Source organism: Pseudomonas sp. AU11447 (assembly GCF_001672555.2).
In the GTDB taxonomy this organism is placed as follows: domain Bacteria; phylum Pseudomonadota; class Gammaproteobacteria; order Pseudomonadales; family Pseudomonadaceae; genus Pseudomonas; species Pseudomonas nitroreducens.
On sequence record NZ_LZDG02000023.1, the window covers coordinates 1 to 16,811 of the forward strand.

The window sequence follows — 16,811 nt, forward strand, 5'->3', positions numbered from 1 at the left end:
CGTTGGCGTCCTGCTGCGTGGCACCAAGCGTGAAGACGTAGAGCGTGGCCAGGTTCTGGCCAAGCCGGGCACCATCAAGCCGCACACCAAGTTCGAGTGCGAAGTGTACGTGCTGTCCAAGGAAGAAGGTGGTCGTCACACCCCGTTCTTCAAGGGCTACCGTCCGCAGTTCTACTTCCGTACCACCGACGTAACCGGCAACTGCGAACTGCCGGAAGGCGTTGAGATGGTAATGCCGGGCGACAACGTGAAAATGGTTGTTACCCTGATCGCTCCGATCGCCATGGAAGATGGCCTGCGCTTCGCGATTCGCGAAGGCGGCCGTACCGTTGGTGCCGGCGTGGTTGCCAAGATCATCGAATAATCGATTGATCTTTCCCTATCAGGCCGGCATAATGGTCGGCCTGACTTTGTTCTAGGCCAGTAGCTCAATTGGCAGAGCGGCGGTCTCCAAAACCGCAGGTTGGGGGTTCGATTCCCTCCTGGCCTGCCAGATTTCTCAAGATCTGGCACTTCTTTAAACGGGATTCCTAGCAGATGAATGCGAAGGTAGAAGCCAAAGAGTCGCGTCTTGATCTCTTGAAGTGGCTTGTGGTTGCGGTGCTGGTGGTGGTGGCTGTGGTTGCCAACCAGTATTACTCCACGCAACCGATCTTCTATCGCGTTCTCGGCATCCTCGTGATGGCGGCTGTTGCAGGTTTCATTGCGCTGCAAACCGTCAAGGGCCGTGCGTTCTTTACTTTGGCTAAAGAAGCTCGCGCCGAGATTCGCAAGGTTGTATGGCCGTCTCGTCAAGAGACAACTCAGACCACGCTGATCGTAGTGGCAGTAGTGCTGGTAATGGCGCTGGTGCTTTGGGGGCTCGACTCCCTGCTGGGTTGGCTGGTTTCCATGATCGTAGGTTAAGGGTGTTCCGTGGCTAAGCGTTGGTACGTTGTGCATGCCTACTCGGGTTACGAGAAGCATGTCATGCGCTCGCTGATCGAGCGGGTCAAACTGGCCGGCATGGAAGACGGGTTTGGTGAGATTCTGGTCCCTACCGAAGAAGTGGTAGAGATGCGGAACGGCCAGAAGCGCAAAAGTGAGCGCAAATTCTTCCCGGGCTATGTCCTGGTGCAGATGGAGATGAACGAGGGTACCTGGCACCTGGTCAAGGATACTCCTCGCGTCATGGGCTTCATTGGTGGTACTGCCGACAAGCCGGCGCCGATCACTGATAAAGAGGCTGATGCCATCCTGCGTCGCGTTGCCGATAGCGGCGACAAGCCCAAGCCGAAGACCCTGTTCGAGCCGGGCGAGACTGTTCGTGTAATCGATGGTCCGTTCGCCGACTTCAATGGTGTCGTCGAAGAAGTTAACTACGAAAAGAGCCGCATCCAGGTCGCTGTGCTTATTTTCGGTCGCTCTACTCCGGTAGAGCTGGAGTTCAGTCAGGTAGAGAAAGTCTAACTGGCACAATGAATCCCACACCCCGCAGCCCTAGGCTGCGGGGTTTTGTCGTCATTGGGATAAACGCGATAGCAACCGGGGAGCCCGTCAGGGCGCTTGACCCGCATTTGGAGTAGCAAATGGCTAAGAAAATCACGGCTTACATCAAGCTGCAAGTTAAGGCCGGCCAGGCCAACCCGTCGCCGCCCGTAGGCCCTGCTCTGGGTCAGCACGGCGTGAACATCATGGAATTCTGCAAGGCGTTCAACGCCAAGACCCAAGGCCAAGAGCCGGGTCTGCCGACTCCTGTGATCATCACCGTTTACAGCGACCGTAGCTTCACCTTCGAAACCAAGAGCACCCCGGCTGCCGTCCTGCTGAAAAAAGCAGCTGGCATCACCAGCGGTTCCGCTCGTCCGAACTCTCAGAAAGTCGGCACCGTTACCCGTGCCCAGCTGGAAGAGATCGCCAAGGCCAAGCAGGCTGACCTGACCGCTGCTGACCTGGACGCTGCCGTACGCACCATTGCTGGCTCCGCGCGCAGCATGGGCCTGAACGTGGAGGGTGTGTAATGGCTAAGCTGACCAAGCGTCAAAAGGCTATCGCCGAGAAGGTTGAAGCGGGCAAGCAGTACGGCTTCGAAGATGCCGCCAAGCTGCTGGCTGAACTGTCGACCATCAAGTTCAAGGAGTCCGTGGATATCGCCATCAATCTGGGCGTTGATCCGCGTAAATCCGACCAGGTCGTACGTGGTGCCACCGTTCTGCCGAACGGCACCGGCAAATCCGTACGCGTTGCCGTCTTCACCCAGGGTCCTGGTGTTGAAGCTGCCCTGGCTGCTGGTGCAGACAAGGTTGGCATGGACGAACTGGCTGCCGAAATGAAAGCCGGCGACCTGAACTACGACGTCGTCATCGCTTCCCCGGATGCGATGCGTGTTGTTGGCCAGCTGGGCCAGGTTCTCGGCCCGCGCGGTCTGATGCCGAACCCGAAAGTCGGCACCGTGACCCCGGACGTCGCCACCGCTGTCAAGAACGCCAAAGCCGGTCAGGTACGTTTCCGTACCGACAAGAACGGCATCATCCACGCTTCCGTTGGCAAGATCGACTTCGAGCCGGTCAAGCTGAAGCAGAACGTGGAAGCGCTGCTGAGCGATCTGAAGCGTCTGAAGCCGTCCTCCTCGAAGGGCGTGTACGTTCAGCGCGTTACCCTGAGCACCACCATGGGCCCGGGTCTGCAGATCGATCAGGCTTCGCTGGAAGGCTGATGAACTAAGTCGAGCAGTGGGTTCGCCCACTGTTCGCAGGTATTGGGGTCCCTGCCTGGCGGGGGCTATCCAAGACCGTAGGCGGCGCAAGCCTTAAACCTCAAGCCTACGCAGATGGTGCTCCCGATTCGTTTACCGAATCAGACACCAAAACGCCGTCCGGCCCCGGCTGGACGAATCGGTAACATCCAGGAGTAAACCCGTGGCAATTAAACTCGAAGACAAGAAGGCCATCGTCGCTGAAGTCAACGAGGCTGCCAAAGCCGGTCTGTCCGCTGTCGTGGTTGATGCACGCGGCGTGACTGTCGGCGCTATGACCGGACTCCGTAAAGAGGCCCGCGCAGCTGGTGTGTACGTGAAAGTCGTACGTAACACCCTGCTCAAGCGCGCCGTTGAAGGCACTCAGTTTGAAGTGCTCAACGACGTGTTCAAGGGCCCGACCCTGATTGCTTTCTCCAACGAACATCCGGGCGCTGCCGCTCGTATCTTCAAGGAGTTTGCCAAGGGTCAGGACAAGTTCGAGATCAAGGCGGCCGCGTTCGAGGGTCAGTTCCTCGCAGCCAATCAGATCGACGTGCTGGCGACCCTGCCGACCTACAACGAAGCTGTTGCACAGCTGATGAGCGTGATCCAAGGCGCTACCAGCAAGCTGGCTCGTACTCTGGCGGCAATTCGCGATCAGAAAGAAGCTACCGCAGCCTAAGGCTCGGCATCTCCTTTCAACCTTTTTTGTTTAATTCGATGGCCTTAGGCCGTCACCCAATACAGGAATTAGAGTCATGGCTCTGACCAACGAAGACATCATCTCCGCCGTATCCGAAATGTCCGTCATGCAGATCGTTGAACTGATCAAGGCGATGGAAGAGAAGTTCGGCGTTACCGCTGCTGCCGCTACCGTTGCTGCTGCTGGCCCGGCTGCCGCCGCTGCTGAAGAGCAGACCGAGTTCACCATCGTCCTGGCCGAAGCTGGCGACAAGAAAGTGAACGTGATCAAGGTCGTTCGTGAACTGACCGGCCTGGGCCTGAAAGAAGCCAAGGCTGTCGTTGACGGCGCCCCGGGCGTGGTCAAGGAAGGCGCTTCGAAAGAAGAAGCCGAAGCTGCCAAGAAAGCCCTGGAAGAAGCAGGCGCCAAGGTCGAGCTCAAGTAAGTTCGTACCTTGCGTCGACAGCCCGAGCGTTAAGCGACAGGCTGATGGCTGGTGGCAAATGCCACCGGCCTTTTTCCGTTATGGGCGGGGTGCCGTGGGTGCCCCTCCATAACGTGAAAATCCCGCCACGACTGGCGGCGCAAACCAAGGGTTTGCACGATTTTGGGCTGCTCCCCGCGCGGGAGAGGCCAATCAAGCAGGTGACCAAGCTGGGGAACGCTGATGGCTTACTCATACACTGAGAAAAAACGTATCCGCAAGGACTTTAGCAAGTTGCCGGACGTCATGGATGTGCCGTATTTGCTGGCCATCCAGCTGGATTCCTATCGCGAATTCCTGCAGGCCGGTGCGAGCAAGGACCAGGTTCGAGACATCGGCCTGCATGCGGCCTTCAAGTCCGTCTTCCCGATTATCAGCTATTCCGGCAATGCTGCCCTGGAATACGTCGGCTACCGCCTCGGTGAGCCGGCATTCGATGTCAAGGAATGCGTGCTGCGCGGTGTGACCTTCGCGGTCCCGCTGCGTGTGAAAGTGCGCCTGATCATTTTCGACAAAGAATCGTCGAACAAAGCGATCAAGGACATCAAGGAACAAGAAGTCTACATGGGGGAAATCCCCCTGATGACCGAGAACGGTACCTTCATCATCAACGGTACCGAACGCGTCATCGTTTCCCAGCTGCACCGTTCCCCGGGTGTGTTCTTCGACCACGACCGTGGCAAGACCCACAGCTCCGGCAAGCTGCTGTACTCCGCTCGTATCATTCCTTACCGTGGTTCGTGGCTCGACTTCGAGTTCGATCCGAAGGACTGCGTGTTCGTTCGTATCGACCGTCGCCGCAAACTGCCGGCTTCCGTCCTGCTGCGCGCACTGAACTACAGCACCGAGGAAATCCTCAACGCGTTCTATGACACCAACGTCTACCAGATCAAGGGCGAGACCCTGAACCTGGAACTGGTGCCTTCGCGTCTGCGTGGCGAGATCGCCAGCTTCGACATCAAGGATGCTGCCGGCAAGGTCATCGTTGAAGCGGGCCGCCGTATCACCGCACGTCACATCAACCAGCTCGAGAAGGCCGGCATCAGCCAGCTGGAAGTGCCGTTCGACTACCTGATTGGCCGTACCGTGGCCAAGGCTGTCGTGCATCCGGCCACCGGCGAGATCATTGCCGAGTGCAACACCGAGCTGACCGTTGACGCCCTGGCCAAGATCGCCAAGGCTCAGGTCGCGCGCCTGGAAACGCTGTACACCAACGACATCGACTGCGGTCCGTTCATCTCCGACACGCTGAAGATCGACTCCACCAGCAACCAACTGGAAGCGCTGGTCGAGATCTATCGCATGATGCGTCCCGGCGAGCCGCCGACCAAGGAAGCTGCCGAGACCCTGTTCGGCAACCTGTTCTTCAGCGCCGAGCGTTACGACCTGTCCGCCGTTGGCCGCATGAAGTTCAACCGCCGCATCGGTCGTTCCGAGATCGAAGGCGCCGGTGTCCTGAGCAAGGAAGATATCGTCGAGGTCCTCAAGACCCTGGTTGCCATCCGTAACGGTAAAGGCATCGTCGACGACATCGACCACCTGGGTAACCGTCGCGTCCGTTGCGTCGGCGAGATGGCCGAGAACCAGTTCCGCGTTGGCCTGGTGCGTGTAGAGCGCGCGGTCAAGGAACGTCTGTCGATGGCCGAAAGCGAAGGCCTGATGCCGCAGGACCTGATCAACGCCAAGCCGGTGGCTGCCGCGATCAAGGAATTCTTCGGTTCCAGCCAGCTGTCGCAGTTCATGGACCAGAACAACCCGCTCTCCGAGATCACCCACAAGCGCCGTGTCTCCGCACTCGGCCCAGGTGGTCTGACCCGTGAGCGCGCGGGCTTCGAGGTTCGTGACGTACACCCGACCCACTACGGCCGCGTGTGCCCGATCGAAACCCCTGAAGGTCCGAACATCGGTCTGATCAACTCCCTGGCCACCTACGCCCGCACCAACAAGTACGGCTTCCTGGAAAGCCCGTACCGCGTGGTGAAGGAAGGTCTGGTCAGCGACGATATCGTCTTCCTGTCCGCGATCGAAGAAGCTGACCATGTCATCGCTCAGGCGTCCGCGACCCTGAACGAAAAAGGCCAGCTGATCGACGAACTGGTAGCCGTCCGTCACCTGAACGAATTCACCGTGAAGGCGCCGGAAGACGTCACCCTCATGGACGTATCGCCGAAGCAGGTCGTTTCTGTCGCTGCCTCGCTGATTCCGTTCCTCGAGCACGATGACGCCAACCGTGCACTCATGGGTTCGAACATGCAGCGTCAGGCTGTACCGACCCTGCGCGCGGACAAGCCGCTGGTAGGTACCGGCATGGAGCGCAACGTCGCCCGTGACTCCGGCGTCTGCGTGGTAGCTCGTCGTGGCGGCGTGATCGACTCGGTCGACGCCAGCCGTATCGTTGTGCGTGTGAACGACGACGAAGTCGAGACTGGCGAAGCCGGTGTCGACATCTACAACCTGACCAAGTACACCCGTTCCAACCAGAACACCTGCATCAACCAGCGTCCGCTGGTACAGAAGGGTGATCAGGTTTCGCGCAGCGACATCCTGGCCGACGGTCCGTCCACCGACATGGGTGAACTGGCTCTGGGTCAGAACATGCGCGTAGCGTTCATGCCCTGGAACGGCTTCAACTTCGAAGACTCCATCTGCCTGTCCGAGCGCGTGGTCCAGGAAGATCGTTTCACCACGATCCACATCCAGGAACTGACCTGCGTTGCCCGTGACACCAAGCTCGGCCCAGAAGAAATCACCGCGGACATCCCGAACGTGGGTGAGGCTGCGCTGAACAAGCTGGACGAAGCAGGCATCGTCTACGTCGGCGCCGAAGTACAGGCCGGCGACATCCTGGTCGGCAAGGTCACTCCGAAAGGCGAGACCCAGCTGACTCCGGAAGAGAAGCTGCTGCGTGCGATCTTCGGTGAGAAGGCGTCCGACGTGAAGGACACCTCCCTGCGTGTGCCGACCGGCACCAAGGGCACCGTCATCGACGTACAGGTCTTCACCCGCGATGGCGTGGAGCGCGATAGCCGTGCCCTGTCCATCGAGAAGATGCAGCTGGACGAGATTCGCAAGGACCTGAACGAAGAGTTCCGCATCGTCGAAGGCGCAACCTTCGAGCGTCTGCGTTCCGCTCTGGTCGGTGCCAAGGCCGACGGCGGTCCTGCCCTGAAGAAAGGCGCAGAGATCACCGACGAGTACCTGGACGGCCTCGAGCGCGGCCAGTGGTTCAAGCTGCGCATGGCGGAAGATGCTCTGAACGAGCAGTTGGAGAAGGCCCAGGCCTACATCAGCGACCGTCGCCAGATGCTCGACGACAAGTTCGAAGACAAGAAGCGCAAGCTGCAGCAGGGCGACGACCTGGCTCCGGGCGTACTGAAGATCGTCAAGGTCTACCTCGCTATCAAGCGCCGCATCCAGCCGGGCGACAAGATGGCGGGCCGCCACGGTAACAAGGGTGTGGTCTCCGTGATCATGCCGGTCGAAGACATGCCGCACGATGCCAACGGTACTCCGGTGGATATCGTTCTGAACCCGCTGGGCGTACCGTCGCGTATGAACGTCGGTCAGATCCTCGAAACCCACCTGGGTCTCGCGGCCAAGGGCCTGGGCGAGAAGATCAACCGCATGCTCGAAGAGCAGCGCAAGATCGCCGAGCTGCGTGTCTTCCTGAACGAGATCTACAACGAGATCGGCGGCCGCCAGGAGAGCCTGGACGAGCTGAACGATAACGAGATCCTCGCTCTGGCCAACAACCTCAAGGGCGGCGTGCCCATGGCTACCCCGGTGTTCGACGGTGCCAAGGAACGCGAGATCAAGGCCATGCTGAAGCTGGCCGATCTGCCGGAGAGCGGTCAGATGCGTCTGTATGACGGCCGCACCGGCAACCAGTTCGAGCGTACGACCACTGTTGGTTACATGTACATGCTCAAGCTGAACCACCTGGTCGATGACAAGATGCACGCACGTTCCACCGGCTCCTACAGCCTGGTTACCCAGCAGCCGCTGGGTGGTAAGGCGCAGTTCGGTGGCCAGCGTTTCGGGGAGATGGAGGTCTGGGCGCTGGAAGCCTACGGTGCCGCCTACACCCTGCAGGAAATGCTGACCGTGAAGTCGGACGACGTGAACGGCCGTACCAAGATGTACAAGAACATCGTGGACGGGGATCACCGCATGGAGGCCGGCATGCCCGAGTCCTTCAACGTGTTGATCAAAGAGATCCGCTCGCTCGGCATCGATATCGAACTGGAAACCGAATAACACGTGACGTCAAACGGTGCGGCTGGTCAAGGCCGGTCGCACCGGGTCCGTGAGGAGGAAAGGCCTTGAAAGACTTGCTTAATCTGTTGAAAAACCAGGGTCAGATCGAAGAGTTCGATGCCATCCGTATTGGTCTGGCCTCGCCCGAGATGATCCGTTCCTGGTCCTTCGGTGAAGTCAAGAAGCCGGAGACCATCAACTACCGCACCTTCAAGCCGGAGCGCGATGGCCTGTTCTGCGCCAAGATCTTTGGCCCGGTGAAGGACTACGAGTGCCTGTGCGGTAAGTACAAGCGCCTCAAGCATCGCGGTGTGATCTGCGAGAAGTGCGGCGTCGAAGTTGCACTGGCCAAAGTGCGCCGTGAGCGCATGGGCCACATCGAGCTGGCTTCGCCGGTCGCCCACATCTGGTTCCTGAAGTCCCTGCCGTCCCGTATCGGCCTGCTGCTGGACATGACTCTGCGTGACATCGAGCGCGTGCTCTATTTCGAGAGCTACGTGGTGATCGATCCGGGCATGACCACCCTGGAGAAGGGCCAGCTGCTGAACGACGAGCAGTACTTCGAAGCCCTCGAAGAGTTCGGTGACGACTTCGACGCCCGCATGGGTGCGGAAGCCGTTCGCGAGCTGCTCAACGCTATCGATCTGGAGCACGAGATTGGTCGCCTGCGCGAAGAGATTCCGCAGACCAACTCGGAAACCAAGATCAAGAAGCTGTCCAAGCGCCTGAAGCTGATGGAAGCCTTCCAGGGCTCCGGCAACCATCCCGAGTGGATGGTGCTGACTGTCCTGCCGGTACTGCCGCCGGACCTGCGTCCGCTGGTTCCGCTGGATGGCGGCCGCTTCGCGACTTCGGATCTGAACGATCTGTATCGCCGCGTGATCAACCGTAACAACCGTCTGAAGCGCCTGCTCGACCTGGCTGCTCCGGACATCATTGTGCGCAACGAAAAGCGCATGCTGCAGGAAGCCGTCGACGCCCTGCTGGACAACGGCCGTCGTGGCCGTGCCATCACCGGCTCGAACAAGCGCCCGCTGAAGTCCCTGGCCGACATGATCAAGGGCAAGCAGGGTCGCTTCCGTCAGAACCTGCTCGGCAAGCGCGTGGACTACTCTGGCCGTTCGGTAATTACCGTAGGTCCGACCCTGCGTCTGCACCAGTGCGGTCTGCCGAAGAAAATGGCCCTGGAGCTGTTCAAGCCGTTCATTTTCGGCAAGCTGGAAGGTCGTGGCATGGCCACTACCATCAAGGCCGCCAAGAAGATGGTCGAACGCGAGCTGCCGGAAGTGTGGGACGTTCTCGCCGAAGTCATCCGCGAACACCCCGTACTGCTGAACCGTGCGCCGACCCTGCACCGTCTGGGCATCCAAGCGTTCGAACCGGTACTGATCGAAGGTAAAGCCATCCAGCTGCACCCGCTGGTCTGCGCCGCGTACAACGCCGACTTCGACGGTGACCAGATGGCCGTGCACGTTCCGCTGACCCTCGAGGCTCAGCTGGAAGCGCGCGCGCTGATGATGTCGACCAACAACATTCTGTCGCCCGCCAACGGCGAGCCGATCATCGTTCCGTCGCAGGACGTGGTAATGGGTCTGTACTACATGACCCGTGAAGCGATCAACGCGAAGGGCGAGGGCATGGCTTTCGCAGACCTGCAGGAAGTTGACCGCGCTTACCGCAGCGGCCAGGTGTCTCTGCACGCCCGCGTAAAAGTGCGCATCAACGAGAAGATCAAGAACGAGGACGGCAGCCTGACCGCCAACACTCGTATCGTTGATTCCACCGTTGGCCGTGCGCTGCTGTTCCAGGTTGTACCGGCAGGCCTGCCGTATGACGTGGTCAACCAGTCGATGAAGAAAAAGGCGATCTCCAAGCTGATCAACCACTGCTACCGCGTGGTTGGTCTGAAGGACACCGTCATCTTCGCTGACCAGCTGATGTACACCGGCTTCGCCTATTCGACCATCTCCGGTGTGTCGATCGGCGTGAACGACTTCGTCATCCCGGACGAAAAGGCTCGCATCATCGATGCCGCCACCGAGGAAGTGAAGGAGATCGAGAGCCAGTACGCCTCCGGCCTGGTAACCCAGGGCGAGAAGTACAACAAGGTGATCGACCTCTGGTCCAAGGCAAACGACGAAGTGTCCAAGGCGATGATGGCCAACCTCTCGAAAGAGAAGGTGACCGATCGCGAAGGCAAGCAGGTCGACCAGGAGTCCTTCAACTCCATGTACATGATGGCGGACTCCGGTGCGCGGGGTTCCGCGGCCCAGATCCGTCAGCTGGCCGGTATGCGTGGTCTGATGGCCAAGCCGGATGGCTCCATCATCGAGACTCCGATCACCGCGAACTTCCGTGAAGGCCTGAACGTACTCCAGTACTTCATCTCCACTCACGGTGCTCGTAAAGGTCTGGCGGATACCGCGCTGAAGACCGCGAACTCCGGTTACCTGACCCGTCGTCTTGTCGACGTGGCCCAGGATCTGGTAGTGACCGAGATCGATTGCGGTACCGACCGTGGCCTGTTCATGTCCCCGCACATCGAAGGCGGCGACGTGGTTGAGCCGCTGGGCGAGCGTGTACTCGGCCGCGTGATGGCTCGTGACGTGCTCAAGCCGGGCAGCGATGACGTGATCGTCGAAGCCGGTACCCTGATCGACGAGAAGTGGGTCGATTTCCTCGAGCAGATGAGCGTCGACGAAGTCGTTGTACGTTCGCCGATCACCTGCGAAACCCGTCACGGCATCTGCGCCATGTGCTACGGCCGCGATCTGGCCCGTGGTCACCGCGTGAACATCGGTGAGGCTGTCGGCGTTATCGCTGCCCAGTCGATCGGTGAGCCGGGTACCCAGCTGACCATGCGTACCTTCCACATCGGTGGTGCGGCCAGCCGTACTTCTGCCGTGGACAACGTACAGGTCAAGAACGGCGGCACCATTCGCCTGCACAACCTGAAGCACGTAGAGCGTGCCGACGGCGCCCTGGTAGCGGTTTCCCGTTCCGGCGAGCTGGCGGTAGCCGACGACTTCGGTCGTGAGCGCGAGCGCTACAAGCTGCCGTACGGTGCAGTGATTTCCGTGAAGGAAGGTGACAAGGTCGATCCGGGCGCCATCGTCGCCAAGTGGGACCCGCACACCCACCCGATCGTTACCGAGATGGACGGCACCGTGGCCTTCGTGGGCATGGAAGAGGGCATCACCATCAAGCGCCAGACCGACGAGCTGACCGGTCTGACCAATATTGAAGTGATGGATCCGAAGGATCGTCCGGCTGCCGGCAAGGACATCCGTCCGGCCGTGAAGCTGATCGACGCCGCAGGCAAGGATCTGCTGCTGCCGGGTACCGACGTACCGGCTCAGTACTTCCTGCCGGCGAACGCCCTGGTCAACCTCAACGATGGCGCGAAAGTGCGTATCGGTGACGTTATCGCGCGTATCCCGCAGGAAACCTCGAAGACCCGCGACATCACCGGTGGTCTGCCGCGCGTTGCCGACCTGTTCGAAGCTCGTCGTCCGAAAGAGCCTTCGATCCTGGCGGAAATCAGCGGCACCATCTCCTTCGGCAAGGAAACCAAGGGCAAGCGCCGCCTGGTCATCACTCCCACCGACGGTAGCGATCCGTACGAGGAGCTGATTCCGAAGTGGCGTCACCTGAACGTGTTCGAAGGTGAACAGGTAAGCCGTGGTGAAGTGATCTCCGACGGCCCGAGCAACCCGCACGACATCCTCCGTCTGCTGGGTGTGAGCTCGCTGGCCAAGTACATCGTCAACGAGATCCAGGACGTTTACCGTCTGCAGGGCGTGAAGATCAACGACAAGCACATCGAGACCATCCTGCGTCAGATGCTGCGCAAGGTCGAAGTGGCCGAGTCGGGCGATTCGTCCTTCATCAAGGGCGACCAGGTCGAGCTGGTCCACGTGCTGGAAGAGAACGAAGTACTGGGTACCCAGGACAAGTTCCCGGCCAAGTACGAGCGCGTTCTGCTGGGTATCACCAAGGCCTCGCTGTCCACCGAGTCGTTCATCTCGGCGGCATCCTTCCAGGAGACCACTCGCGTCCTCACCGAGGCGGCGGTCACCGGCAAGCGCGACTTCCTGCGCGGCCTGAAGGAAAACGTGGTCGTGGGTCGACTGATCCCGGCAGGTACCGGTCTGGCTTACCACAGCGAGCGCAAGCGTCAGCGCGAACTCGGCAAACCGCAGCGCGTGAGCGCGAGCGAGGCTGAAGCAGCGTTGGCCGAAGCGCTCAATCTGAGCGGTAACTAAGCCTCAAACAAAGCCCCGGTTGTCTTGACAACCGGGGCTTTGTCTTGACTGGAATCCGTAAGCTCTTTAGTATCTTGTACCCCGAAAATTGGCAGGGCGCTTGCTCTGCCCATTTTCGTTTTTAAGTGTCGTAAGACAATCAGTGGAGCTATAGATGGCAACTATCAACCAGCTGGTGCGCAAGCCGCGCAAGCGCCTGGTAGACAAGAGTGGCGTTCCTGCCCTGCAGAACTGCCCTCAGCGTCGCGGCGTATGCACCCGCGTATACACCACCACCCCGAAGAAGCCGAACTCCGCACTGCGTAAAGTGTGCCGTGTTCGTCTGACCAACGGTTTCGAGGTTTCCTCGTACATCGGCGGTGAAGGCCACAACCTGCAGGAGCACAGCGTAGTGCTGATCCGTGGCGGTCGTGTAAAAGACCTTCCGGGTGTGCGTTACCACACCGTGCGCGGTTCGCTGGACACCTCCGGTGTCAAAGACCGTAAGCAGGGTCGTTCGAAGTACGGCGCGAAGCGTCCGAAGTAATTTTGTTTTCCTATTTGCTGAGTCGATAAGAGTAAGGTCGGGCATCAAGTCCCGGATTACCTGAAGACCGTTTGAGGGCTTATCAATGCCAAGACGTCGTGTAGCGGCCAAACGTGAGATCCTGGCCGATCCGAAATACGGAAGCCAGATTCTGGCGAAGTTCATGAACCACGTGATGGAAAGCGGCAAGAAAGCCGTTGCCGAGCGTATCGTTTACGGTGCTCTGGACAAGGTCAAAGAGCGCGGTAAAGGCGACCCCCTGGAAATCTTCGAAAAAGCACTCGACGCCATCGCTCCGCTGGTCGAAGTGAAGTCCCGCCGTGTCGGCGGTGCTACCTACCAGGTTCCGGTCGAAGTACGTCCGTCCCGTCGTAATGCACTGGCCATGCGCTGGCTGGTGGACTTCGCCCGCAAGCGTGGCGAGAAGTCCATGGCTCTGCGTCTCGCTGGCGAACTGATGGATGCCGCTGAAGGTAAAGGCGCCGCCGTCAAGAAGCGTGAAGACGTGCACCGTATGGCTGAAGCCAACAAAGCGTTCTCGCACTACCGCTTCTAATTACGGCATCAACACTTCTGCGAGGGCTTTATGGCTCGTAACACAGCAATCAACCGCTACCGGAACATTGGTATCTGTGCCCACGTTGACGCGGGCAAGACCACCACTACCGAGCGGATCCTGTTCTACACAGGTCTCAGCCACAAGATGGGTGAGGTGCACGACGGCGCTGCTACCACCGACTGGATGGTGCAGGAGCAGGAGCGTGGTATCACCATCACCTCCGCTGCGATCACGACCTTCTGGGAAGGTTCGCGCGGCCAGTACGACAAGTACCGCGTAAACGTCATCGACACCCCCGGCCACGTAGACTTCACCATTGAAGTTGAGCGCTCCCTGCGCGTACTGGACGGCGCCGTCGTTGTGTTCTGCGGCACCTCCGGCGTTGAGCCGCAGTCCGAAACCGTATGGCGTCAAGCCAACAAATACGGTGTTCCGCGTATCGTTTACGTGAACAAGATGGACCGCGCCGGCGCCAACTTCCTGCGCGTTGTTGGTCAGATCAAGAACCGTCTGGGCCACACCCCGGTCCCGGTTCAGCTGGCCATCGGTGCAGAAGATGACTTCCAGGGTCAGGTTGACCTGCTGAAGATGAAGGCCATCTACTGGAACGAAGACGACAAGGGCACCTCCTACCGCGAGGAAGAGATTCCTGCGGATATGGTTGACCTGGCCAACGAATGGCGCAGCAACATGGTCGAGGCAGCTGCCGAAGCCAACGAAGAGCTGATGAACAAGTACCTGGAAGAGGGTGAGCTGTCGATCGAAGAGATCAAGGCTGGCCTGCGTCTGCGTACCATCGCCTGCGAAATCGTACCGGCTGTCTGCGGCTCCTCGTTCAAGAACAAGGGCGTTCCCCTGGTTCTCGATGCCGTCATCGATTTCCTGCCTGCTCCGACCGAGATCCCTGCGATCCAGGGTATCCACCCGGATCACATTGACGACGGCGACGATGCTCCGAAAGACGAGCGTCCGGCTGACGACAATGCGCCGTTCTCGGCTCTGGCATTCAAGATCGCCACCGACCCGTTCGTAGGTACTCTGACCTTCGTTCGCGTCTATTCGGGCGTTCTGGAGTCCGGTAACTCGGTTATCAACTCCGTGAAAGGCAAGAAAGAGCGCGTTGGTCGTATGGTGCAGATGCACGCCAACCAGCGTGACGAGATCAAAGAAGTACGCGCTGGCGACATCGCTGCTCTGATTGGCATGAAGGACGTCACCACCGGTGACACCCTGTGCGACATCGAGAAGCCGATCATCCTCGAGCGTATGGACTTCCCGGAGCCTGTGATCTCGGTAGCTGTTGAGCCGAAGACCAAGGCTGACCAGGAGAAGATGGGCATCGCCCTCGGCAAGCTGGCTCAGGAAGACCCGTCGTTCCGCGTCAAGACCGACGAAGAAACCGGCCAGACCATCATCTCCGGTATGGGTGAGCTGCACCTGGACATCCTCGTCGACCGCATGAAGCGTGAATTCGGCGTTGAGGCGAACATCGGCAAGCCGCAGGTTTCGTACCGCGAAACCATCTCGAAGGACAACATCGAGATCGAAGGCAAGTTCGTTCGTCAGTCCGGTGGTCGTGGTCAGTTCGGTCACTGCTGGATTCGTTTCTCGACTCCGGACGTGGACGACAAGGGCAATATCACTGAAGGCCTGGTCTTCACCAACGAAGTCGTGGGCGGTGTGGTTCCGAAGGAATACATCCCGGCCATCCAGAAAGGCATCGAAGAGCAGATGAAGAACGGCGTTGTCGCCGGCTATCCGCTGATCGGCCTGAAGGCGACCGTCTTCGATGGTTCCTACCACGACGTCGACTCCAACGAGATGGCGTTCAAGATCGCTGCTTCCATGGCGACCAAGCAGCTGGCCCAGAAGGGCGGCGGCAAGGTTCTGGAGCCGATCATGAAGGTGGAAGTGGTGACTCCTGAGGACTACATGGGTGACGTGATGGGTGACCTGAACCGTCGTCGTGGTCTGATTCAGGGGATGGAAGACTCGGTTTCCGGTAAGGTTATCCGTGCCGAGGTTCCGCTGGGCGAGATGTTCGGTTATGCAACCGACGTGCGTTCCATGTCCCAGGGTCGCGCTAGCTACTCCATGGAATTCTCCAAGTATGCTGAAGCTCCGGCGAACGTCGTCGAAGCTCTGGCCAAAAAACAAGCTTGATTCAGCTCTTTTAGTAAGAGGTTACTCTCGTGGCTAAAGAAAAATTTGAACGTAACAAACCGCACGTCAACGTCGGCACCATCGGTCACGTTGACCACGGCAAAACCACTCTGACCGCTGCTCTGACCAAGGTCTGCTCCGAGACCTGGGGYGGTTCCGCTCGCGCTTTCGACCAGATCGACAAYGCGCCGGAAGAGAARGCTCGTGGTATCACYATCAACACCTCTCACGTTGAATACGACTCGCCGGTACGCCACTACGCTCACGTAGACTGCCCGGGCCACGCCGACTACGTGAAGAAYATGATCACCGGTGCTGCCCAGATGGACGGCGCGATCCTGGTTTGCTCGGCTGCTGACGGCCCCATGCCGCAGACCCGCGAGCACATCCTGYTGTCCCGTCAGGTAGGYGTTCCTTACATTGTCGTGTTCCTGAACAAGGCCGACATGGTTGACGACGCCGAGYTGCTGGARCTGGTCGAAATGGAAGTTCGCGATCTGCTGAACACCTACGACTTCCCGGGCGACGACACTCCGATCGTGATCGGTTCCGCTCTGATGGCTCTGAACGGCCAGGACGACAACGAGATGGGCGTTTCCGCCGTGCGCAAGCTGGTAGAAACCCTGGACTCGTACATYCCYGAGCCYGAGCGCGCCATCGACAAGCCGTTCCTGATGCCGATCGAAGACGTATTCTCGATCTCCGGYCGTGGCACCGTGGTAACTGGCCGTGTTGAGCGTGGCATCGTCAAGATCCAGGAAGAAGTGGAAATCGTCGGTATCAAGGCGACCACCAAAACTACCTGCACCGGCGTTGAAATGTTCCGCAAGCTGCTCGACGAAGGYCGTGCTGGTGAGAACGTTGGYGTCCTGCTGCGTGGYACCAAGCGTGAAGACGTAGAGCGTGGCCAGGTTCTGGCCAAGCCGGGCACCATCAAGCCGCACACCAAGTTCGAGTGCGAAGTGTACGTGCTGTCCAAGGAAGAAGGTGGTCGTCACACCCCGTTCTTCAAAGGCTACCGTCCGCAGTTCTACTTCCGTACCACCGACGTAACCGGCAACTGCGAACTGCCGGAAGGCGTTGAGATGGTAATGCCGGGCGACAACGTGAAAATGGTTGTTACCCTGATCGCTCCGATCGCCATGGAAGATGGCCTGCG

At 59.4% G+C, this 16,811-nt stretch carries 12 protein-coding genes, 1 tRNA gene and 1 pseudogene; all 14 read left to right on the plus strand.

Translation table 11 applies throughout. The features are described 5' to 3' along the window. Nucleotides 1–364: pseudogene (tuf, locus tag A6723_RS05630) on the plus strand (elongation factor Tu); the annotation flags it as partial. Between the two features lie 53 nt (nucleotides 365–417). Next, nucleotides 418–493, plus strand: a tRNA-Trp gene (locus A6723_RS05635). Between the two features lie 44 nt (nucleotides 494–537). Continuing rightward, on the plus strand, nucleotides 538–906 hold the full coding sequence (gene secE / locus A6723_RS05640) for a preprotein translocase subunit SecE (protein ID WP_024767121.1): 369 nt from the start codon (nucleotides 538–540) through the stop codon (nucleotides 904–906). A 9-nt stretch (nucleotides 907–915) separates the two neighbouring features. Next, the gene (gene nusG / locus A6723_RS05645; protein ID WP_015475310.1) at nucleotides 916–1,449 is read left to right on the plus strand and encodes a transcription termination/antitermination protein NusG; all 534 of its coding nucleotides are present in this window, start codon (nucleotides 916–918) and stop codon (nucleotides 1,447–1,449) included. A 119-nt stretch (nucleotides 1,450–1,568) separates the two neighbouring features. After that, nucleotides 1,569–2,000 (plus strand): 50S ribosomal protein L11, encoded by a 432-nt coding sequence (rplK, locus tag A6723_RS05650; protein WP_024767122.1) that lies wholly within the window; start codon nucleotides 1,569–1,571, stop codon nucleotides 1,998–2,000. Further along, nucleotides 2,000–2,695 (plus strand): 50S ribosomal protein L1, encoded by a 696-nt coding sequence (gene rplA / locus A6723_RS05655; RefSeq protein ID WP_017516428.1) that lies wholly within the window; start codon nucleotides 2,000–2,002, stop codon nucleotides 2,693–2,695. Before rplK ends, rplA begins: the two co-directional genes overlap by 1 nt. Nucleotides 2,696–2,897: 202 nt before the next feature. Further along, entirely contained in the window at nucleotides 2,898–3,398 is a 501-nt protein-coding gene (rplJ, locus tag A6723_RS05660; protein ID WP_015475313.1) for a 50S ribosomal protein L10, read from the plus strand. 76 nt (nucleotides 3,399–3,474) lie between these two features. Continuing rightward, nucleotides 3,475–3,843, plus strand: a complete 369-nt coding sequence (gene rplL / locus A6723_RS05665) for a 50S ribosomal protein L7/L12 (protein ID WP_017516430.1) — start codon at nucleotides 3,475–3,477, stop codon at nucleotides 3,841–3,843. Between the two features lie 222 nt (nucleotides 3,844–4,065). After that, nucleotides 4,066–8,139 carry a DNA-directed RNA polymerase subunit beta gene (gene rpoB, locus A6723_RS05670; RefSeq protein WP_054910991.1) on the plus strand — a complete coding sequence of 1,358 codons (4,074 nt, stop codon included), beginning with the start codon at nucleotides 4,066–4,068 and terminating at the stop codon, nucleotides 8,137–8,139. A gap of 65 nt (nucleotides 8,140–8,204) precedes the next feature. Continuing rightward, nucleotides 8,205–12,404 (plus strand): DNA-directed RNA polymerase subunit beta', encoded by a 4,200-nt coding sequence (gene rpoC, locus A6723_RS05675; protein ID WP_054910990.1) that lies wholly within the window; start codon nucleotides 8,205–8,207, stop codon nucleotides 12,402–12,404. A gap of 154 nt (nucleotides 12,405–12,558) precedes the next feature. Continuing rightward, the gene (rpsL, locus tag A6723_RS05680) at nucleotides 12,559–12,930 is read left to right on the plus strand and encodes a 30S ribosomal protein S12 (protein ID WP_015475317.1); all 372 of its coding nucleotides are present in this window, start codon (nucleotides 12,559–12,561) and stop codon (nucleotides 12,928–12,930) included. A gap of 85 nt (nucleotides 12,931–13,015) precedes the next feature. Then, nucleotides 13,016–13,486, plus strand: a complete 471-nt coding sequence (gene rpsG, locus A6723_RS05685; RefSeq protein WP_054910989.1) for a 30S ribosomal protein S7 — start codon at nucleotides 13,016–13,018, stop codon at nucleotides 13,484–13,486. A 30-nt stretch (nucleotides 13,487–13,516) separates the two neighbouring features. Next, entirely contained in the window at nucleotides 13,517–15,652 is a 2,136-nt protein-coding gene (gene fusA, locus A6723_RS05690) for an elongation factor G (RefSeq protein ID WP_054910988.1), read from the plus strand. A 29-nt stretch (nucleotides 15,653–15,681) separates the two neighbouring features. Next, nucleotides 15,682–16,811: elongation factor Tu (tuf, locus tag A6723_RS05695; RefSeq protein WP_064979580.1), on the plus strand; the 1,130-nt coding region annotated here is incomplete at its 3' end.